Genomic DNA, 19,241 nt, shown 5'->3' on the forward strand with positions numbered 1-19,241 from the left:
GATTTCTTTGCGATATTTTTTAGAGCTAGCATACCACGGTAAAAACTATTATGGTTGGCAAGTGCAACCAGATGTAATTTCGGTTCAAGAAAAGCTAACCAAAGCTATTAGTACTATTTTAAGAAAAGAAATTAGTATTGTTGGTGCTGGTAGAACAGATACAGGAGTTCATGCTTCTCAAATGTATGCGCATTTTGATTTTGATAAGGTTTTAGATGAAAACTTTACCTATAAGTTAAATGCAATTTTACCGAATGATATTGTTATTTACAAAACCATTCTTGTAGCAAATGATGCTCATGCACGTTTTGACGCAACAAGCAGAAGTTATGAGTATAAAATATGGTTAGGTAGAAATCCATTTGTTTTAGATACCTCATGGCAGTTAAACTATAAAAATATAAATATTGAAGCCATGAATACAGCTGCGAAATTACTTTACGAGTATGAAGATTTTGAATGTTTTTCGAAAGTAAAAACAGATGTACATACGTTTAACTGTGAAGTAACCAATGCAGAGTGGGTTTTACAAGGAAATGAATTAACCTTTTTTATTTCTGCAAATCGTTTTTTAAGAAACATGGTTCGCGCAATTGTTGGAACTTTACTAGATGTTGGTTTAGGAAAAATAACAGTAAACGATTTTAAAGCAGTAATAGAAAGTAAGAACAGAAGTAAAGCAGGAGTGTCTGTACCTGCAAAAGCATTATTTTTAACAGAAGTAACATACGATTATATTTAAATTTTGAGTAAAAGTAGTTCAGGAAAAGCATTTGATATTAAGATTTTTGCACGCTTAATGAGTTTTGCAAAACAATATCGTTTTCAATTTTGGGTTGCAACAATATCTACCATTTTATTGGCAGTATTTGCAGCAGCTAGTCCAGTAGTATTATACAAAGCGATAGATGATTTTACAGTTAATAAAGACTTAGCAAAATTGTTGTTTTTTACAATGGTTATGTTTGGTGTGTTGTTAGTTCAAGTAATACTACAATTTTTATTTATTTACTATGCTAATTGGGTAGGTCAGCACATTATTAAAGATTTACGAGCTATAATTTTTAAAAATATTTTAGGTTTTAAAATGTCGTACTTTGATAACACTTCAGTAGGAAGATTAGTAACTAGAGTGGTTTCTGATATAGAAACTATTGCAAACTTTTTTTCGCAAGGTGTATTTATGATTGTGAGTGATGTGTTAAAAATGTTGGTAGTTGTAATTGTCATGTTTGTTATTAATTGGCAACTAGCTCTAATAGCGCTAGCAGTATTACCGATTTTAATTTATGCAACAAAATTATTTCAAATAGCAATTAAAAAAACATTTCAAGATGTTCGTAATCAGGTGGCAAATTTAAATGGATTTGTTCAAGAGCGTGTTACAGGAATGAAAATTGTACAATTGTTTAATAGAGAGAAAATAGAATACGAAAATTTTAAAGCTATTAATGAAAAGCATAAAAAAGCTCATGTTAAAACCGTATGGTATTATTCGATATTTTTTCCAATAGCAGAAATTTTGTCTTCTATAGCAATTGGTTTAATAGTTTGGTATGGAGGTTTGCAAGTAATAGCAAAAGATGCAATTACGGTTGGAGCAATTATTAGTTTTGTTCAAATGGCGCAAATGTTATTTAGACCACTACGTCAAATAGCAGATAAGTTTAATCAATTGCAAATGGGAATTGTATCAGGTGAACGTGTTTTTAAAGTAATAGATACAGAAAGTTATATCGATCAATCTGGAACAATCTCAGCTAATTATTTAAAAGGTAATATAGAGTTTAAAGACGTTCGCTTTAGTTATGTCGAAGGAGAAGAAGTGCTAAAAGGAATTTCTTTTCAAGCTAAAAAAGGAGAAACTATTGCAATAGTTGGTTCTACCGGAGCAGGAAAATCAACAATTATTAATTTAATTAGTCGTTTTTATGAAATAGATAGTGGTCAAATAAAAGTAGACGAAACACCTGTTGAAGATTATGATTTAGAAAGTTTACGAAATCAAGTAGCTGTAGTATTACAAGATGTATTCTTATTTTCAGATTCAATTTTAAATAATATTACGTTACGAGATAAAAATATTTCTTTAGAAGAAGTTGAAAAAGCTGCAAAACAAATAGGGATTCATAGTTTTATAGAAAGTTTACCAAACGGATATAACTATAATGTAAAAGAGAGAGGTGCTATGTTGTCTTCTGGTCAGCGTCAATTAATAGCTTTTTTAAGAGCTTATGTAAGTAATCCAAGTATTTTAATTTTAGATGAAGCAACTTCTTCTGTAGATACAGAGTCTGAACAAATGATTCAATATGCTACAGATAAAATTACTAAGGATAGAACATCAATAGTTATAGCACATCGATTGGCGACAATCAAAAAAGCAGATAAAATTATTGTAATGGATAAAGGAAAAATTGTTGAATTAGGTAGTCATCAACAACTTTTAGAGCAAGAAGGTTATTATAGAAATTTGTACGAAAAACAATTTAGTGCAGAAACTATGTAATTCTTAGTGTTAAACTTGTGTAATTCTATTAAAATATTACATTTGTTATTCAATCTTAAACTTAAAATCATAAAACGATGAAAAAAGTAATTTTATCAGTCTTTGTAGTTGGTTCTTTATTAGCTACTTCTTGTAAACAAGCTAAAGAAGCTAAGGAAGAGGTAAAGGAAGCTACTGAAACTGTAGTAGAAAAAACAGGAGATGCTGCAAATACTGTAGTTGAAGAAACTAAAGAAGTAGTTGAAGAAGCTAAAGAGGTAGTTGAGGAAGCAGTAAAAACTGTAGAGTCAGCTATTGAAGGAGTAACAATTCCTGAGTTCAAAGACCCTAAAGTTGGTGAGCATTTAAAAGCATATTCTGAGTATGCTAAAGAATATATCGCAGAAGGTAAAGATGCATATAAAAACGTAGCTTTAGTAAAAAAAGGAGCAGACTTATTAGCTAAGGGTAAAGAAATTGTTGGAGGTTTAGACGAGGAAGCTTCTAAGAAATTTAATAGTGTAATGACGGCTATTCAAGCAAAAATGGCTCCAGCGAAATAAGTATTATGAACTAAAATCTTTACAATAAGATAAAAGTTATAAAAACCTTTGAAATTAATTTCAAAGGTTTTTCTGTTTTTTAAAAGCAAAATTTAAACCGACATCTATTTTAGAATGTCGGTTTTTTATATAAAACCAATGTTGAATTTGTTTGAAAATTTACATGTTACAAGAAAAAAAACTATATTGCAACAATGTTGCATTAAAATAATAGATGTAATTTAAATTTTATAATCAATGATAACAAAAGAGCAAGTTTTAGAAGTACAGAAGAAATGGGGAGATGGAGTTGTTAAAATAGGTAGTTTAAAAGAAAACAGAAAAGCGTGTGAACATTTTACAAAAGATTTTATAGATGAGCGTTATGCTTATTTAAATGGTCCAGTAGTATTTAAACCTACAAAATGTGCTTTAGAGCAATTTAGATCAGAAAAAGAAGAAGCTGTATCGTATTTCATAGCAGGAGAAGATCGTAAATGTGATGAAGATAAAGGCTTTGCTTTGCAACCATGGAAAAAAGTAAGGTTTGAAAATTCAGGTATCATTTTAGAAGAGAAAAGAGCTATAGCAATGGGAAACTATTACTTTACAGATATTGAGGGGAACGAAGCAAAAGTAGAATTCACCTTTGGATATAAATTAGATAATGGAGAGTTAAAAATAGATGTTCATCATTCTTCTTTTCCTTATGTTTTAAATACAATTTCTTAATGTTTAATTGTTTGTGTTTTGTATGTCTTACAGATTTCCTAGAGTCTGTTATTAATAATGAAAGGCTAACTAATTTAAACTATTATTATACGTCTTTAGGGAATTCTGTTTGTTTTACAGAGAACAAAACTCAATACTTTCAAAAATTATAGAGAGAATAAACAAAAACTAAATTCTTAGGGAAGATAGTTTTAGGTCTAGATTAATTAGATAAATCTTGCTTTAAAATATTAGAAAGTTCTTCTTTGGTTTTGTATAAGACAAAACTACCATCTTTAACATATGATATTTCTCCTGTTTCTTCAGAAACAATAACACAAACAGCATCTGTTTTTTCAGTAATTCCAATCGCAGCTCTATGACGAAGACCAAATCTCGAAGGAATTTTAGTGTTATCTGAAACTGGTAAAATAACACGAGTTGCAATAATGTAATTATCTCTAATTATAGTTGCTCCATCATGTAATGGGCTATTCTTGTAAAAAATACTTTGAATAATTGCATCATTTATCTGAGCATTCATTTTATCTCCAGTACTAACTAAAAAATCAAGTTTATTAGTTCGTTCAATAACTAGTAAGGCACCAGTTTTAGATTTCGATAACGTACTACAAGATTTAATAATAGTATCTGTATCTGTTTCGGTATTAATTTCAGATTGTAAAAACTTTAATTGATTTAAAAATCCTCTTTTGTTAGTAAAGTTATTGGTTCCAACCATAAGTAAAAACTTTCGTATTTCTTGTTGAAAAACAATAATTAAAGCAATTACTCCACCAGAAAGTAAATACCCTAAAATTCCACTAAGCATTTCCATATGAAGTGCTTGAGTAGCTTTCCAGATTAAGAAAATTACAGTGATTCCAATAACAATATTAATAGCTACAGTTCCTTTTAATAATTTGTATGTATAGTAAAGAAGTACTGCTACTAAAATGATATCTAATACATCTAAAAAAGAAAAATCTAAAAAATCTAGCATCTAACTATTTGTATTTGCGTAAATGTACTAATAATTTACGTCTCTTTAATTTGTATGGAAGTATAACTTCAGTAAGAAAAATAAAAAACATTAACTAGAGAGTATTAACAAAACTTTAGAGTTTTAGCTGTAGATGTTCTCGATGAGAATTTCGTATTTTAATGAAGTTAAATACAATTAATCATTTTTAATTTAAAACCTTACTATTATGAAAAATCAAATTTCAAGTTTAGGAAAAGCACTTTCTAAAAACGATCAAAAAAACATCAAAGGAGGATTTTTTGGATGTCAGCCACAATTACTTCAATGTGATTCTCACAGAGATTGTCCTCCATGTAGTAGTGGGTGCGGAATTACTATTGACAATAATGGAACTCCATTGTTTATTTCTGGTATTTGTGCATTTTAAAGCTAAATAGAAATAATAAAAATAAAACCAGTTACAAGAAGTAACTGGTTTTATTCTTTAATAAAGATGCAGATTGAGATTATTTTTGAGCCATAGTAGTTTCAATATCTCCAATTAAAAGAGGGTATTTGCTACGAATAAATTTAATTTTCCCAAAAATTTCTTCATCCTTTGTTCGTCTAAATTCTTCTTCCATAGTAGTAAAACTTGTGTTGTAAAGTTTTAAGGCTAGTTTATTACGAAGTTGATTATAAGAGCGGTTTACGTTGTTTAAAACCTTAATATAAGTTTCGTAAGTGGTATTTCTATCGGCAGTAATTGTGATTAAAGCTTTAGAAGGATGATCTGATAAATCTGCTCTTTTTTCACCATCACACCAATCACAAACTTGACCATTAATGTCTTTACCACCACCATTATCAATAAATTTTATGGCTAAATCGGTAATTTCATTAATGTCAACAATAGTATCACCTATTAATACTTCATTGTTTAAATTGATATTAATCTCGAAGAGATTTCTTTTGTGGATATCAATAGGAGGTGGATTATCATTTTTTTCGGCCATTTTTCTAAAAATACCTTTGTCTACATCCATAGTAGTTGTGACAAGGAAAAAAATGAGTAATAAAAATGCGATATCAGCCATAGATCCAGCATTAATTTCAGGAATAGTTCCTCTTTTCATAATTAGTAGTTTTTAAAAATTAATAAATAGTTTAAAAGTTTGGCTACTAGGCAATTTTTGGTATGAAGAGCTATTCGCAAAAACGATGCCGAAGAATAAAAAAGAAAGGTAAGTGCTAGTTTAAAGTTATTATTTAAATTCTTAGATCTTGGTTTTTTTATAAAACTTGTTCTACAATTTTTATAGCTTCTATGGCTTCTTTTACATCGTGAACACGAAGGATATTTGTACCATTTAACAAAGCGATAGTATTAGCAACGGTAGTAGCGTTTAAAGCTTCTTTTGGAGTGATGTTTAAAAGTTTGTATAACATCGATTTTCTAGATACTCCTGTTAAAATTGGAACGTCTAAGTTCTTAAAAAGATCAAGGTCTTTTAAAAGTTGATAGTTATGATCAATTGTTTTTCCAAAACCAAAACCAACATCAATAATAACATCATTGAGTTTTAGTTTACGGAGTTCAAAAATCTTTTCAGCAAAAAAAGAAATTAAATCAGTAATTATATTCTCATATGAAGGGTTTTTCTGCATATTTTGAGGTGTACCTTGCATGTGCATTAAAATGTAAGGCACTTGTAATTTGCCTACTATGCTGTACATTTTGTTATCCATATTTCCTCCAGAAATATCGTTGATAAGACTAGCTCCAGTTACAATTGTTTCTTCTGCAACTTTGCTTCTAAAAGTATCAACGGAAATAGTAATTTCAGGGAAATTTTTTAGTAACAATTCAATTATAGGAACTATACGTTTTAACTCTTCTTCTTCTGAAATATGTTGAGCTCCAGGTCTAGAAGAATATGCACCAATATCAATAAAAGTAGCTCCGTCTGTAAGCATTTTATCTGTTTGATTTAAAATACTTACATCACTTTTATATTTCCCTCCATCATAGAATGAATCTGGAGTAATATTTAAGATTCCCATTACTTTAGGAGAAGATAAATCGATAAGTGTGCCTTTGCAATTAATTGTCATTAATACCTTTTTACTGGTTACTGGTACAAATTTCTATGTAAAAATAACTGAAAACCTAATTGATTTGCTATTTTTACGTAGTTTTTTCTGAATATATAAAATGCATAATACCTCAGAGCAGTACGATTCGGTTGTAAATGAATGCCGAAATTTATTTATAAATAAGATGAAAGATTATGGTAGCGCATGGAGAATTTTACGCTTACCATCGTTAACAGATCAAATTTTTATTAAAGCGCAACGTATTCGTCAGTTGCAAGAAAATGAAGTTAGAAAGGTAGATGAAGGTGAAAGATCTGAGTTTATTGGAATAATAAATTATTCTGTTATGGCTTTAGTTCAGTTAGATTTGGGAGTAGTAGAACAACCAGATTTGTCAACAGAAGAAGCAACTGTCTTGTACGATAAGTATGTTAAAATAACGAAGGAATTAATGGAGAAGAAAAACCATGATTATGGTGAAGCGTGGCGAGATATGCGAGTTTCTTCTTTAACAGATTTAATTTTACAAAAGTTATTACGAGTAAAACAAATAGAAGATAATAAAGGTAAAACATTAGTTTCTGAAGGAATTGATGCAAATTATCAGGATATGATAAATTATGCTGTATTTGCCATGATTCATTTCAATGAAGAGACATCATAAAATCCCTATAATCATGTTAAAAATACTTACACACATTTCAAGAGTTCTTGTTGGATTATTATTTATTTATTCTGGATTTGTAAAATTAGTAGATCCTGTAGGTTCTAAATACAAATTTGAAGAATACTTTAATGCAGATGTATTAAATCTTGAGTTTTTAATACCAGTAGCCTTAGGTTTTTCAATATTATTAATCATCACAGAACTGGTATTGGGTGTAATGCTTTTAGTAGGATATAAACCAAAATTTACTGTTTGGAGCTTGTTTGGTATTAATTTAATTTTCCTGTTTTTAACATGGTATTCTTATGCGTATAATAAAGTAACTGATTGTGGTTGCTTTGGAGATGCAATTAAATTAACACCTAAAGAAACTTTTTATAAGAATATTATTTTTATGGTATTCATAGTAATTTTAATTTTAGGAGTAAGATACATTAAGCCTTTAATTTCAGATAAAATTGCTTCATATACTACGGTTGGATCTTTAGTTATTTCTTCATTAATAGCTTATTATGTATTACAGCATTTGCCTATAATCGATTTTAGAGCTTATGCAATTGGAACTAATATTGCAGACGGAATGGCTTTCGGTCCAAATGGAGAAGATCCTAAAATTCATGATTTCGAAATTAGTACTTCAGAAGGAGATGTTTTAGAAGAGATGCTTAATAAAGATAAAGCAATGCTTATTCTAATGACAACTCTTGAAAAAGTTAATAAAGAAGGTTTAAAAGCTGTTTCTGAAACTGCAGCTAAGGCAAAACAAAATGGGTATGAAGTTTATGTCTTAACTTCAGATATAATGATGGCTGATGTTATTTATGAAGATAACACTGAAAAATTAGATGCTTTTACTAAAGAATATAATTTACCTTATACTTTTGGTAGTTGTGATGAAAAGGCAATTAAAACTGCTATTAGAGCCAATCCGGGTATTATTATTGTAGAAAAAGGGGTAATTAAGAATAAGAAGAAATGGAGAGATGTAGATGAAATAAAGTTTTAATTATCAGTTTAATTCCTATATTTAGGAACTGTTAATCAAAACCTTATACTATGAAAGTCTTAAAATACATCTTGTTACTTATACTAGCTTTAGTGTTAATTGGTTTGCTGTATGTTACAGTTCAGCCGTCAGATTATGATGTAAATCGATCTAAAGTTATAAATCAACCGGTTAGTAAAATTTTCAATACAGTTAACGACCTTAAAACTTGGGAAAAATGGGGGCCTTGGCATGATGAAGATTCTACCATAGTAGTAACTTATGGAGAAAAAACTGTTGGAGTTGGGGCAAGTGATAGTTGGACTAGTAAAGATGGTCCTGGAAGTATGAAAACAATTGCTTTAGAATCTAATAAATCGATTACACAAGAAATTAAGTTTGGAGATAATGAACCTGGAGAAATTCTTTGGAATTTTGAAGAGGTAAAGGATGGTACCAAGGTAACTTGGACTATGAAAGATGATAAGGCACCATTTATTTTTAAAATATTTTCTGCAATTAGTGGAGGTTGGGATAGTATGTTAGGTCCAATGTTAGAAAATGGATTAAATAATTTAGATGAAGTAGTTACATTAACACCAGACCCTTTCCGTTTAGGAGAAATCAGAACTATAGAGCACGAAGATAAATCATTCATTGGTTATCATTATAAATTGAAGATTGATCAAGATGCAATGGAAAAAGCTTTTATGGAAGCATTACCGAAAGCAGGAATCTATGCTGCAAAGTCTGGTTTAAAAGAAGGAGATTATGTTCCTGGAGGTTTATATCATAAATGGGATGAAAAAACAGGAGAAGCAGATTTTCATATTGGTTTATTATTAAATAAAGATATTCCTGCGGCTGATGGAATGGATAAAATTACAGTCTCTGGAGGGAAATATGTGACATTAACCAAATGTGGAGCTTACGGAATTGGTGATGTAGAAGCACATAATAAAATAGGAACTTACATTAAAGATAATAAGTTAACACCTAAATTTCCACTTTATGAATTGTATGTTAATGATCCTTCTAAAGTAAAAGAGCATGACATTCAAACAGATATTTATTATTTAGTAGAATAAAAGATCTTAAAATAAATAGAAGAAGAACCTCACAAAAATGTGAGGTTTTCTTATTTTCGTGATTCATGAAACAGTTATTCTTAGTATTTATTGGAGGAGGTTTTGGAAGTGTTTTACGATTTCTTTTAGGTAAAGCTTTAAATAATTCAGAAACAGGTATTCCTTTGGGTACTTTTTTAGCTAATATTTTAGGAAGCTTACTTATAGGTTTTATTTTAGGTTTAGCTGCAAAAAATGAAATATTAACTCAAAATCACTCATTATTATTAGCCACCGGTTTTTGTGGGGGATTTACAACATTTTCAACTTTCGCTTATGAAAATCATGTGTTTTTAAAATCAGGAGACTTTATGTCTTTTGCGTTATATACGATATCTAGTTTCGTGTTAGGCTTTTTAGCTGTTTTTTTAGGAATTTATTTAATAAAATATATCATATGAGTAATGTAGTACACTATAGTACAGAAGCAAATTATGCGATTTTAAAAATTGTAAATGGAAAAGTAAATGCGATTTCTCATGAAGTTATCGATGAGTTAAATACTTATTTAGATAAAGCAGAACAAGAAGAAAGAGTAGTTATTATTGCTGGGCAAGATGGTATTTTATCTGGTGGTTTTGATTTAAAAGTAATGACTAAATCTCCTGATGCTGCAAAAGAATTAGTAACAAAAGGTTCTAAACTTTCACTTCGATTATTGTCTTTTCCTTATCCTGTTATTATGGCTTGTGGAGGTCATGCGGTAGCAAAAGGAGCTTTCTTATTACTGTCTGCTGATTATAGATTAGGAGTTGCGGGAGATTTTAAAATCGGATTAAATGAAGTAATGATCGGAATGACGATGCACAACGCTGGTGTTGAAATAGCTAGAGGAAAATTAACTCCAGTATATTTCCAAAGAAGTGTAGCTAATGCAGAAATGTATAATCCTGAAGATGCTGTTACAGCAGGATTCTTAGATAAAATTGTGTCTCAAGAACATTTATTACCAACAGCAACTAAAGTTGCGCAAATGTTCGGCCAACTAAATAAAAAAGCACATAGAGATACAAAACTAAAAGTTCGTAAAGAATCTTTAGAAAGATTAGAGAAAGCAATAGAAGAAGATATCGCTCAAGAATTATCTTTTGATGCTTAAAAAAACAAACCCCATTTTTAAATAAGTGGGGTTTTGTGTTGTTTTTTTAAAAATATTCTAAATGATAATTCATCTATTTTATTCTTTTAAGATTTTCTAGTTTATAAATTAAAGATAAAGAAGGGTTAACTAATTTTTGTTTATCATTATAAAATTTCCATTTTTTAGTGTCAATTTTAGAATATTTATAAGGATAAAAACAACCACCATGACCTTTAATTGTATCTGTTAAAACATCAAATGTTCCTTCGGCAACCAATTGCTTTTCTTTGTTTAAGAATTTCCAATCTCCTTTTTTATACCAGTATTTTACAGAATCAGCTTCAAGTCCACAAAAAAGATAAGTGTGTTTTTTAAATTGTCCAATTCCATAAAAATCTCCAAACTTTTTATATTCATTAGCTTCACTACCAAGAAAATTTAAAGAAAAAATTTCTTCGTAATGGATATTTTTAATAAGTCTTACATGTTTGTTTTCCTTAGTTAAATATTCAATTCCTAATTTTTCATAATTAAGACTAAGTTTAAAACTATCGCTTATAATAGTATATTTTGGTTGAAAATTAATGCTGTTAGTAGTTTTTAAACTATCTAATTCTGAAATATATTTTTCTAACTCTTTATAGCTCTTAGAGTTTTTTAGTATGATTTTATTCTCTTTTCTTCCCATTTGTTCAAGACCGAAAGAATAGAATTCTAAATTCTCTTTTGGAAGTTTTAGTTGTGTATATTCATCTTTATTACAAGATGTTAAGGAATACAAACAAATAATTAAAAGTGTAAGCCGATAGAATTTCATAAACTATTTTTTATAATCCATCACTCCAGCTTCAATAGCAATAGCTAAAGAATTATTTCTTGGTGTAATCGGGCAAGAATATCTATCACTGTAAGCACAATAAGGATTGTATGCTGTATTAAAATCTATAGTAACCGTTCCATCTTCTTTAATATCTGTAGTTAAAACATCAATAAAACGACCACCACCATAAGAACCTTTTCCGTTAGTTTCATCTAAAAAAGGAAGGAACAAGTGATTTATATAATCAGGCTCAGGGTTGGGGTCTTTATAAATATCTAATTCAAAACTTTGTCCGTCTATAGAAAAATTAATAATACCATATTTTTTATATTTAGCTATTCTTGATGTGGTAGTAGGAAAATTAAATGTTTTAGCTTCTGGAGTTTTAGTAAGTTGAGCAATTACTTTAAACTTATTATTAATAGGGAAAAAGTCTAATCCTTTAAAATTTTTCAATCCACTCTTGGTTAATGGAGAGGTTGAAGCATCTTTAAATTTGGCGTTCATTTCACGTTGAAATTCAGATTTTCCTTGAGGTATTCTTTTTCCAGAATTACATGATATAATAAGTGTATAAACAAAAAGAAATATAATAATTTTCTTCATAAATGAATTTAATAAAAATTGAGATGTGATTAATTTAATTTAAATTTTCGTTCTTCTTCAGTTAAAAAACCTAAAGAACCACTACTGTAAGTAGAACCAAAGGTTCTTACGCTAGAATAAAGTTGAGATAGTGCATCTATTATTTGATGTTCTGTTAGTTCTTTTAATGGATGAATAAAAGCTGACCATAAAATATTGTCTGAGATAGCATAACGAACATCTAATGTTGTGTGAAAATTAGCTTCCATACATTTTTTTAATTGCACACCTGTTAAGTCGCTTGCTTCAGAAATCGGAGCAATGATTCTCATTCTGTTATGAAGCTTATCGGTTAAACACATAAATGTAATTTCATTAATTTGAAAACTCCAATATCCTTTGTCTCCTTCTATTTGATCTGCATAATGTTTCAGAATGCTTAAGAGTTTTTCATTATTCATAACATTGTTAACTTTAGTTGCTATCATAATAAATTATGGTAGTAACGAAATTACTCGAAATAGAATTAAAAACAAAATAAGTGTTTCATATACAACCTATTTGTTTTTTTTCTATGTTTGTACGGTAATTAAAAAGTAAACATGAAAAACATTTGTACATATAAGCAGTGGACGTCGGTTGTAAGACCATCGTCATGTCGGGCTATTTATGTGTAAATGTTATATTAATATAAAAATATACAATTGCAAAAGTCCGGCTATTTAGCCGGACTTTTTATTTTTTATTACGTCAACTTAAAACAAACAATTATGAAAAAGTTATTTAGAAATTACTTAGCAACTTTCAAAGGACTCTCTAAAGAGGTTTGGTGGTTATCTTTAATTACGCTCATTAACAGAGCCGGAACAATGGTAATTCCATTTTTATCATTGTATCTAAAAGAAGGATTAGGTTTTACCTTTTCTGATGTGGGATTAATTATGGTTTTTTTCGGACTAGGTTCTGTGGCTGGATCAAAATTAGGGGGATATTTAACCGATAAAATCGGGTATTATAAAGTAATGCTCGTAAGCTTGTTTTTTACAGGGGTATTATTTGTTTTACTACAATATGTAACAACATTATTTGGCTTTTGTATTTCAATTTTTGTGTTAATGACAGTAGCAGATACATTTCGTCCAGCAATGTTCGTAGCTTTAAGTTCTTATAGCAAACCAGAAAATAAAACAAGGTCGGTAACATTAATCCGTTTAGCAATTAATTTAGGGTTTTCTGCTGGACCAGCGCTAGGTGGTTTAATTATTACAACATTAGGATACCAAGGATTATTTTGGGTAGATGGTGTTACTTGTGTTTTAGCAACAATTTTATTGGTAAATGTTTTGCACCCTAAAAAGGCAAGAGTATTGGATAAGATAGAGAATGAAAATCCCGTTTCTATATATACTGATAAATTATTTTGGGTGTTTTTTGTAGCTATGGCATTATTTGGAATTGTGTTTTTACAATATTTCTCTACAATTCCTTTATATTATAGAGATGTGCATCATTTGTCAGAATTAGAAATTGGTTTGTTGCTAGGAGCAAATGGATTTATTATTTTTTTATTAGAGATGCCCTTAGTTAAATGGTTAGAAGATTCTAAACAAACTAAAATTACTCTTATGTTAGTTGGTGGGGTTTTAGTCACTTTGAGTTTTATTGTGTTGAATATGACTAGCTGGGTTGGAATTTTACTTGTTGGAATGTTTTTTATGACAATTGGAGAAATGGTAATGTTCCCTTTTTCTAATGCTTACGCAATGGAAAGAGCAAAAAAAGGAAATCAAGGGCAATATATGTCTTGGTACAGCATTTCATTTTCTTTAGCTCATGTTTTTGGACATTTTTCAGGAATGCATTTAATTGATAAAATAGGTTTCGATAATACTTGGTATATCATATTTGGTTTGTCTTTACTAAGTGGAGTATTTTTATTAGTATTACATTATAAAACCAAACAAATAGATAAAATATAGAAGTTATTCTTTCATAACAAAGTTTTTTAAATATTAAATTAAATAGTTGATATAAATCTAAAGTGAAGATTTATTTTTAATGATAAGTATAGTATTTTTGAAAGTGAAAATTCAATATAAATATGAATATACAAGACGCTCAAAAACAAGTAGACGATTGGATTAAAAATCACGGAGTTCGTTATTTTAATGAATTAACGAATATGGCTCAGCTAACAGAAGAAGTAGGAGAGGTAGCTAGAATTATTGCTCGTAGATATGGAGAACAAAGTGAAAAGGAAAGCGATAAACAAAAAGATCTTGGTGAAGAGTTAGCAGATGTAGTTTTTGTAGTATTGTGTTTGGCGAATCAAACAGGTGTTAATTTACAAGAAGCATTTGATAAGAAATTAGATATAAAAACAAAACGAGATCACGATCGTCATCATAATAATGAAAAACTAAAATAATGGGAGTTGTAGATAAATTAAAGAATCCATTATTTTGGAAAAATGTAGTTAAAGTTGCTATTCCTTTTTTCATTTTTGTAATTATTTTTTCACTGCTTTTTTATAACGGGAAATTGGTTTTTTCAGGAGATTTCGATGCAGTATTGGAAAAAGAGTTTAAAAATGGAAAATGGATCAATTTTTTAGTACCAAGGCTTATTATAAGTTTTGGGTATGGTATGTATACTACGATGAAAAAAATGAAATAATTTTCAAAAAAAATAGTATTAATTTAAAGAAGCAGACTCTTTTAGGGTCTGCTTCTTTATTTTTTTTGATAAAATTTATGTTTTTTAAATTGAAATATATTTTGATTTTAACTTAATATTTTGATTTATATGTATGTTTAAGGTTAAAAATATGTGTAATAACTCATTAATAGTCTATTGTTTTGGTAGATTAATAATTATTCAATAAAAAAGGTATTTTAATGAGAATAATTTATTGTTTTTGTATTTTTAGTGCTTTAATTATTAAAAATTAAGAAAATAGTTAAAATATTTTCTTATTGAAGTTAATCGCTAAAAACCCTTTATTACAATGAAAAGTAACTTTAAACTTTTAATTGGAGGTTTGTCATTATCATTAATTGCTACTTTAGGTTATAAGAGATATGAATCTTATAAAGCTGAAGAAGAGATTGAGAATAAAAGACAAACTCATGCAAAATTCTTAAACAAAAGCCCATTTAATGAAAGATTACAATGGGATAAAAAAACAAGAAAATTAAATGGACTTCCACCTAATAAGTATTTCGAGCAAATGTGGGAGTTAACAATTAACCCAGCAACGGGAAGATTGGAAAATGAAAATGTAATTAAACTTCGTGAAGAATTAACGGCTCAACGTATAGCTCGTAGAGTGCCTGGGGATAATAATTCGCCTTGGGTAGAAAGAGGACCTAATAACGTTGGAGGTAGAACTAGAGCGATGTTATTCGATCCCAACGATGCAAATAACAGACGTGTTTATGCAGGAGGAGTTAGTGGTGGTTTATGGGTAAATAACGATATAACTAACGCAAATTCACAATGGCAACGAGTACAAAATGTTCCAGGAAATTTATCAGTAACTTCAATCACAGTTGATCCTAGAAATTCAAATAATTGGTATTTAGGTACAGGAGAACAATATACTGCTGGAGATGTTGTAGGTAATGGTGTATATAGAAGTACAGATGGTGGTACAACATGGGCTGCTGTTAATATTCCTGCTGCAGGAGCTGCTACATTCGATTTTAATGCAAATAATGTTTTTTTATCAGGAATCAACTATGTAAACGATATTTTAGCTTGGGATAATGGAAACTCTACAGAGTTATTTGTGGGAGTTGGAGCTAATGTGTATGCAGATGCTAGTTCTCCTACAAACTGGTTAGGGTTACAATCTGCCGGATTATATCGTTCTACAGATAATGGAAATACTTGGAATAGAGTAGAAAATGCAGGTATGAGTTTTGAGTTTAGCGGAGCTAATTATTATTTTATTCCTAACGATTTAGAAATTGGATCTGATAACAGGTTATGGATGGGAACAATTACTACTCCTGGTTTAGGACAAGGTGGAGGAAGGGTATTTAGTTCTACAAATGGTGCTACTTGGACAGAAGCTGCTGCTTCTCCTTTAGTAGAGTCTAATAGAGTAGAATTAGAGCCTTCAAGTTCAAATCCCAATCGATTATATGCTTTAGCACAAGGAACAACAAATGCAACACCAGTGCGTATTTTTGAAACTACAAACGGATTTAATACAGTGACAACTTTGAATCTTCCCAATGATGCTGATAGAGATATTCCTGCAAATGATTTTACAAGAGGACAAGCGTTCTATGATTTAGTTATTGAAACAGATCCTAATGATGATGATGTTCTTTATGTTGGAGGTATCGATTTGTTTAGAAGTAATAATGGTGGTGGAACTTGGACACAAATATCTCAATGGAGAAATTTAGGACTTAGAAATGCAAGCATAGTACATGCTGATCATCATGCAATTGTTTTTGCTGGTAATTCTTCAACTAGAATGTTATTTGGTAACGATGGAGGTGTGTATTTTTCAGATAATGGTGGAGGAACAATAAGTGTAAGAAACAGAGGGTATAATGTTACTCAGTTTGTAAAAGCAGGAATTGGCCCTGATGGTGCTGGAGATATTGATGGGATTTTTACGGCTGGGGCTCAAGATAACGGAACTCAGGTGTTTAGAAATGCTAATGCAGGAATAAATAGTTCTACTGAATTGAGCGATGGAGATGGATTCTACACGTTTGTTGATAAAGATGGTCAATTTATGATCTCGACATTTACAAATAACGTAATTTATCGTTTTGATTTGCCATGGAATGGTAGAAGTAGATTGCAAGGTGGTGCAACAACTTTATCAAATAGTCGTACTACAGGTGATTTTGTGAATCCTATGGATTATGATAGTGATGCTAATCGCTTATTATCGAATAACTCAACTCGAGCTACAAGTACTACACCTGCTGCTTTTTCAATTTTAAGTATTAATGTAGCTGCAAATTCTAGAGGAACATTAACAAATGATTTGTTAAATACATCTCCTACAGCATTTAGAGCTTCTCCTTTCACAAACAACAGATGGTTTGTTGGTTTAGCTAATGGTAGATTATTAAGACTTTCTGGAGTAAATAATAGTAATGCAACATTCACTCAAATAAATACACCTTTCGTAGGTTCTATTTCTTCTGTAAGATTTGGTGCTACCGAGAATGATATTTTTGTAACAATGCATAATTACGGAGTTGTGAGTGTTTGGGTTACTACAGATGGTGGAACAAATTGGATAAATAAAGAAGGAAATTTACCAAATATTCCTGTTAGAGATATCTTACAAAATCCATTAGATAGAGATGAAGCAATTTTAGCTACGCAGTTAGGAGTTTGGTCAACTTCAAATTTTAATGATGCTGCTCCAAATTGGACGCAAGCTTATAATGGAATGAGTGATGTTAGTGTTACTGCTTTTGATTACTGGAATATTAATGGAAACCATACAGAAAATAAAATTATTGCATCTACCTACGGTAGAGGAGTGTTTACAGGAGAGTTTACAGCAAATGTTGTAGCAGATACTCAAGCACCAAGTAGCCCAAATAATGTTACAGTTTCTAATATAACCTCTACTTCATTAACTTTAAGTTGGGGTGCTTCAACAGATAATGTCGGAGTAACTGGGTATGATGTGTATCAAGGATCAACCTTAATAGGAACTACAGCAACAACTTCTACAAATATTACAGGTTTAACTGCAAATACAGCTTACACATTTACAGTGATAGCAAAAGATGCAGCTAATAACGAATCTAACGCAAGTGCTGCTGTGAATGTAACTACGTCTGGAGGAGCTAGTTCATCATGTACTTCAACAGTTGCTTCTTTCCCATACAGTGAAAGTTTTGAAACGAATGATGGATGGACTCAAGTTACTGGTGATGATGGAAACTGGTTAAGAGATAGTGGAGGAACTCCTTCAAATGGAACTGGACCAAGTAATGGAGCTGATAGAAGTTTTTATTTATTCTTAGAAGCATCAACAAATAATAGTGTTGGACAAATAGGGAATAATGCTACAGCAATCTTACAAAGTCCTTGTTTTGATCTTTCTGGAGAATCTTCTGCAAGTTTTTCTTTCAGTAATCATATGTTTGGAACAAGTGTAGGTTCTTTAACTTTACAAGCGTCTACAGATGGGACTTCTTGGGTGAATTTATGGACAGATTCTGGTAACCAAGGAAACCAATGGAATGATGTATCTGTAGATTTAGCGGCTTACTTAGGAGGAACGGTTAGTTTACGTTTTGTAGGAGTTACAGGAACAAGCTGGTCTAGTGATATTGCAATTGATAATCTAGCTTTAACTACTGGAGGAGATTCAGGAACTCCAACAAATCCTGCTTGTGAGGCTTTAGATTTTAATAATTTTACAGTGTCTAGTTTTTCAAATCAGGATAATGCAGGGAATTTCTCTGTAAGTACTGATGGTTCTTCTATAACATTAACAAACAATACTTGGAAATCTATTCCTTTAGATTATACAGTAACAGCTAATACAGTAATAGAGTTCGAATTTAGCAGTACTTCTGAAGGTGAAATTCACGGAATTGGTTTTGAAACTGATAATAACCTATCGGCTAATAACTATTTCAAACTTCATGGAACCCAAAATTATGGTATTACTAATTTTGATAATTATGCTGGAGGAACTCGTACGTATGCAATTACTGTTGGAGCTTCTTACACAGGAGCTATGAATAGATTAGTTTTTATTAACGATAATGATGGAGGTTCAGGAAATACTTCTACGTTTACTAACGTAAGAATTTACGAAGGATCTTGTTCGTCTGCTGCTGCTGTGGTTTCAGCTCAAGATTTTGATGTAAGAAATGATCTTTTAGGAGATGAAGATGAAGATTTATTAGCTTCAGTTAAAATAGGACCAAATCCTGTTGTGAAAGGAAATGTTTTAAGAATAATTTCTTCTAAAGAGTTAACAAACACTTCTTACACAATCTTTAATACATTCGGACAAGCATTAAAAACCGGAAGATTAGAGAATTCAGAAATAGCTACGGATAATTTAGCTACAGGAGTTTATTTATTAAACTTAAGCAATGATTATTCGAAAATTACAAAGCAAATTATAGTTAAGTAATTATATAAATAATCCTTAAATAAAAAGGCTGTT

20 protein-coding genes are annotated in these 19,241 nt (G+C 30.1%); 14 read left to right on the forward strand and 6 right to left on the reverse strand.

Annotated elements, in window-relative coordinates; translation table 11 throughout:
• Window positions 1-7 precede the first annotated feature (7 nt).
• The 4 genes from truA (at window position 8) to ACSIGC_RS13480 (ending at window position 3,762) form a co-directional block, all read left to right on the forward strand.
• Window positions 8-742, forward strand: coding sequence for a tRNA pseudouridine(38-40) synthase TruA (gene truA, locus ACSIGC_RS13465; protein WP_442265329.1), 735 nt, complete (start codon window positions 8-10; stop codon window positions 740-742).
• Window positions 743-799: 57 nt separating this feature from the next.
• Window positions 800-2,509 (forward strand): ABC transporter ATP-binding protein, encoded by a 1,710-nt coding sequence (locus ACSIGC_RS13470; protein ID WP_442267767.1) that lies wholly within the window; start codon window positions 800-802, stop codon window positions 2,507-2,509.
• A gap of 77 nt (window positions 2,510-2,586) precedes the next feature.
• Window positions 2,587-3,051 carry a hypothetical protein gene (locus ACSIGC_RS13475; RefSeq protein WP_442265330.1) on the forward strand — a complete coding sequence of 155 codons (465 nt, stop codon included), beginning with the start codon at window positions 2,587-2,589 and terminating at the stop codon, window positions 3,049-3,051.
• Window positions 3,052-3,288: 237 nt separating this feature from the next.
• Complete coding sequence (locus ACSIGC_RS13480; protein ID WP_442265331.1) at window positions 3,289-3,762, forward strand: hypothetical protein; 474 nt, start codon at window positions 3,289-3,291, stop codon at window positions 3,760-3,762.
• A gap of 202 nt (window positions 3,763-3,964) precedes the next feature.
• Here the strand turns inward: ACSIGC_RS13480 and cdaA are convergent, their stop codons facing one another.
• Entirely contained in the window at window positions 3,965-4,744 is a 780-nt protein-coding gene (gene cdaA, locus ACSIGC_RS13485) for a diadenylate cyclase CdaA (RefSeq protein WP_442265332.1), read from the reverse strand.
• 208 nt (window positions 4,745-4,952) lie between these two features.
• Here cdaA and ACSIGC_RS13490 point away from each other — a divergent pair, with 208 nt between their 5' ends.
• The gene (locus ACSIGC_RS13490) at window positions 4,953-5,153 is read left to right on the forward strand and encodes a hypothetical protein (RefSeq protein WP_442265333.1); all 201 of its coding nucleotides are present in this window, start codon (window positions 4,953-4,955) and stop codon (window positions 5,151-5,153) included.
• A gap of 79 nt (window positions 5,154-5,232) precedes the next feature.
• On the opposite strand, the gene ACSIGC_RS13495 is transcribed toward ACSIGC_RS13490, so the two are convergent.
• Both ACSIGC_RS13495 and folP read right to left on the reverse strand, forming a co-directional pair.
• Entirely contained in the window at window positions 5,233-5,841 is a 609-nt protein-coding gene (locus ACSIGC_RS13495; RefSeq protein WP_442265334.1) for an ExbD/TolR family protein, read from the reverse strand.
• 157 nt (window positions 5,842-5,998) lie between these two features.
• A complete protein-coding gene (folP, locus tag ACSIGC_RS13500) occupies window positions 5,999-6,820 on the reverse strand; it encodes a dihydropteroate synthase (protein ID WP_442265335.1) in 822 nt (273 codons plus the stop codon).
• A 100-nt stretch (window positions 6,821-6,920) separates the two neighbouring features.
• Between folP and ACSIGC_RS13505 the strand changes: the two genes are divergently transcribed.
• The 5 genes from ACSIGC_RS13505 to ACSIGC_RS13525 all read left to right on the forward strand — a co-directional run bounded on the left by ACSIGC_RS13505 (window position 6,921) and on the right by ACSIGC_RS13525 (window position 10,680).
• Entirely contained in the window at window positions 6,921-7,466 is a 546-nt protein-coding gene (locus ACSIGC_RS13505; RefSeq protein ID WP_442265336.1) for a DUF1599 domain-containing protein, read from the forward strand.
• Window positions 7,467-7,479: 13 nt separating this feature from the next.
• Window positions 7,480-8,475, forward strand: coding sequence for a DoxX family protein (locus ACSIGC_RS13510; protein WP_442265337.1), 996 nt, complete (start codon window positions 7,480-7,482; stop codon window positions 8,473-8,475).
• A gap of 50 nt (window positions 8,476-8,525) precedes the next feature.
• Window positions 8,526-9,542 (forward strand): SRPBCC family protein, encoded by a 1,017-nt coding sequence (locus ACSIGC_RS13515; RefSeq protein WP_442265338.1) that lies wholly within the window; start codon window positions 8,526-8,528, stop codon window positions 9,540-9,542.
• 65 nt (window positions 9,543-9,607) lie between these two features.
• Entirely contained in the window at window positions 9,608-9,982 is a 375-nt protein-coding gene (gene crcB / locus ACSIGC_RS13520; protein ID WP_442265339.1) for a fluoride efflux transporter CrcB, read from the forward strand.
• On the forward strand, window positions 9,979-10,680 hold the full coding sequence (locus tag ACSIGC_RS13525; RefSeq protein WP_442265340.1) for a crotonase/enoyl-CoA hydratase family protein: 702 nt from the start codon (window positions 9,979-9,981) through the stop codon (window positions 10,678-10,680). Before crcB ends, ACSIGC_RS13525 begins: the two co-directional genes overlap by 4 nt.
• Before the next feature lie 73 nt (window positions 10,681-10,753).
• Here ACSIGC_RS13525 and ACSIGC_RS13530 read toward each other — a convergent pair whose 3' ends face one another.
• The 3 genes from ACSIGC_RS13530 to ACSIGC_RS13540 are packed head-to-tail and all read right to left on the reverse strand — an operon-like array spanning window position 10,754 to window position 12,555.
• Window positions 10,754-11,479, reverse strand: a complete 726-nt coding sequence (locus tag ACSIGC_RS13530) for a hypothetical protein (RefSeq protein WP_442265341.1) — start codon at window positions 11,477-11,479, stop codon at window positions 10,754-10,756.
• A gap of 3 nt (window positions 11,480-11,482) precedes the next feature.
• On the reverse strand, window positions 11,483-12,088 hold the full coding sequence (locus tag ACSIGC_RS13535; protein ID WP_442265342.1) for a DUF1684 domain-containing protein: 606 nt from the start codon (window positions 12,086-12,088) through the stop codon (window positions 11,483-11,485).
• A gap of 29 nt (window positions 12,089-12,117) precedes the next feature.
• Entirely contained in the window at window positions 12,118-12,555 is a 438-nt protein-coding gene (locus tag ACSIGC_RS13540) for a hypothetical protein (RefSeq protein ID WP_442265343.1), read from the reverse strand.
• Window positions 12,556-12,837: 282 nt separating this feature from the next.
• Here ACSIGC_RS13540 and ACSIGC_RS13545 point away from each other — a divergent pair, with 282 nt between their 5' ends.
• From ACSIGC_RS13545 to ACSIGC_RS13560, 4 genes are all read left to right on the forward strand, one after another.
• Complete coding sequence (locus ACSIGC_RS13545; protein ID WP_442265344.1) at window positions 12,838-14,046, forward strand: MDR family MFS transporter; 1,209 nt, start codon at window positions 12,838-12,840, stop codon at window positions 14,044-14,046.
• Window positions 14,047-14,168: 122 nt separating this feature from the next.
• Window positions 14,169-14,495: a nucleotide pyrophosphohydrolase gene (locus ACSIGC_RS13550; protein ID WP_299109156.1), complete on the forward strand. Its 327-nt coding sequence runs from the start codon at window positions 14,169-14,171 to the stop codon at window positions 14,493-14,495.
• Window positions 14,495-14,743, forward strand: coding sequence for a hypothetical protein (locus ACSIGC_RS13555; RefSeq protein ID WP_442265345.1), 249 nt, complete (start codon window positions 14,495-14,497; stop codon window positions 14,741-14,743). The genes ACSIGC_RS13550 and ACSIGC_RS13555 overlap by 1 nt, the downstream gene beginning before the upstream one ends.
• 331 nt (window positions 14,744-15,074) lie before the next feature.
• The gene (locus ACSIGC_RS13560; protein WP_442265346.1) at window positions 15,075-19,208 is read left to right on the forward strand and encodes a fibronectin type III domain-containing protein; all 4,134 of its coding nucleotides are present in this window, start codon (window positions 15,075-15,077) and stop codon (window positions 19,206-19,208) included.
• The last annotated feature ends 33 nt before the right edge of the window (window positions 19,209-19,241 follow it).

The sequence above is a fragment of the Tenacibaculum aquaeponti genome (assembly GCF_052084715.1).
Taxonomy (GTDB): domain Bacteria; phylum Bacteroidota; class Bacteroidia; order Flavobacteriales; family Flavobacteriaceae; genus Polaribacter.

Bases quoted from the DNA above. Each gene is read 5' to 3' on its own strand.
- ACSIGC_RS13525 (WP_442265340.1), top strand. From the start codon at position 9,979: ATGAGTAATGTAGTACACTATAGTACAGAAGCAAATTATGCGATTTTA.
- ACSIGC_RS13510 (WP_442265337.1), top strand. From the start codon at position 7,480: ATGTTAAAAATACTTACACACATTTCAAGAGTTCTTGTTGGATTATTA.
- folP (WP_442265335.1), bottom strand. From the start codon at position 6,820: ATGACAATTAATTGCAAAGGCACACTTATCGATTTATCTTCTCCTAAA.
- ACSIGC_RS13560 (WP_442265346.1), top strand. From the start codon at position 15,075: ATGAAAAGTAACTTTAAACTTTTAATTGGAGGTTTGTCATTATCATTA.
- ACSIGC_RS13515 (WP_442265338.1), top strand. From the start codon at position 8,526: ATGAAAGTCTTAAAATACATCTTGTTACTTATACTAGCTTTAGTGTTA.
- ACSIGC_RS13480 (WP_442265331.1), top strand. From the start codon at position 3,289: ATGATAACAAAAGAGCAAGTTTTAGAAGTACAGAAGAAATGGGGAGAT.
- ACSIGC_RS13550 (WP_299109156.1), top strand. From the start codon at position 14,169: ATGAATATACAAGACGCTCAAAAACAAGTAGACGATTGGATTAAAAAT.
- ACSIGC_RS13555 (WP_442265345.1), top strand. From the start codon at position 14,495: ATGGGAGTTGTAGATAAATTAAAGAATCCATTATTTTGGAAAAATGTA.
- ACSIGC_RS13535 (WP_442265342.1), bottom strand. From the start codon at position 12,088: ATGAAGAAAATTATTATATTTCTTTTTGTTTATACACTTATTATATCA.
- ACSIGC_RS13540 (WP_442265343.1), bottom strand. From the start codon at position 12,555: ATGATAGCAACTAAAGTTAACAATGTTATGAATAATGAAAAACTCTTA.
- ACSIGC_RS13545 (WP_442265344.1), top strand. From the start codon at position 12,838: ATGAAAAAGTTATTTAGAAATTACTTAGCAACTTTCAAAGGACTCTCT.
- ACSIGC_RS13495 (WP_442265334.1), bottom strand. From the start codon at position 5,841: ATGAAAAGAGGAACTATTCCTGAAATTAATGCTGGATCTATGGCTGAT.
- ACSIGC_RS13490 (WP_442265333.1), top strand. From the start codon at position 4,953: ATGAAAAATCAAATTTCAAGTTTAGGAAAAGCACTTTCTAAAAACGAT.
- crcB (WP_442265339.1), top strand. From the start codon at position 9,608: ATGAAACAGTTATTCTTAGTATTTATTGGAGGAGGTTTTGGAAGTGTT.
- ACSIGC_RS13470 (WP_442267767.1), top strand. From the start codon at position 800: ATGAGTTTTGCAAAACAATATCGTTTTCAATTTTGGGTTGCAACAATA.
- ACSIGC_RS13475 (WP_442265330.1), top strand. From the start codon at position 2,587: ATGAAAAAAGTAATTTTATCAGTCTTTGTAGTTGGTTCTTTATTAGCT.
- ACSIGC_RS13505 (WP_442265336.1), top strand. From the start codon at position 6,921: ATGCATAATACCTCAGAGCAGTACGATTCGGTTGTAAATGAATGCCGA.
- ACSIGC_RS13530 (WP_442265341.1), bottom strand. From the start codon at position 11,479: ATGAAATTCTATCGGCTTACACTTTTAATTATTTGTTTGTATTCCTTA.
- cdaA (WP_442265332.1), bottom strand. From the start codon at position 4,744: ATGCTAGATTTTTTAGATTTTTCTTTTTTAGATGTATTAGATATCATT.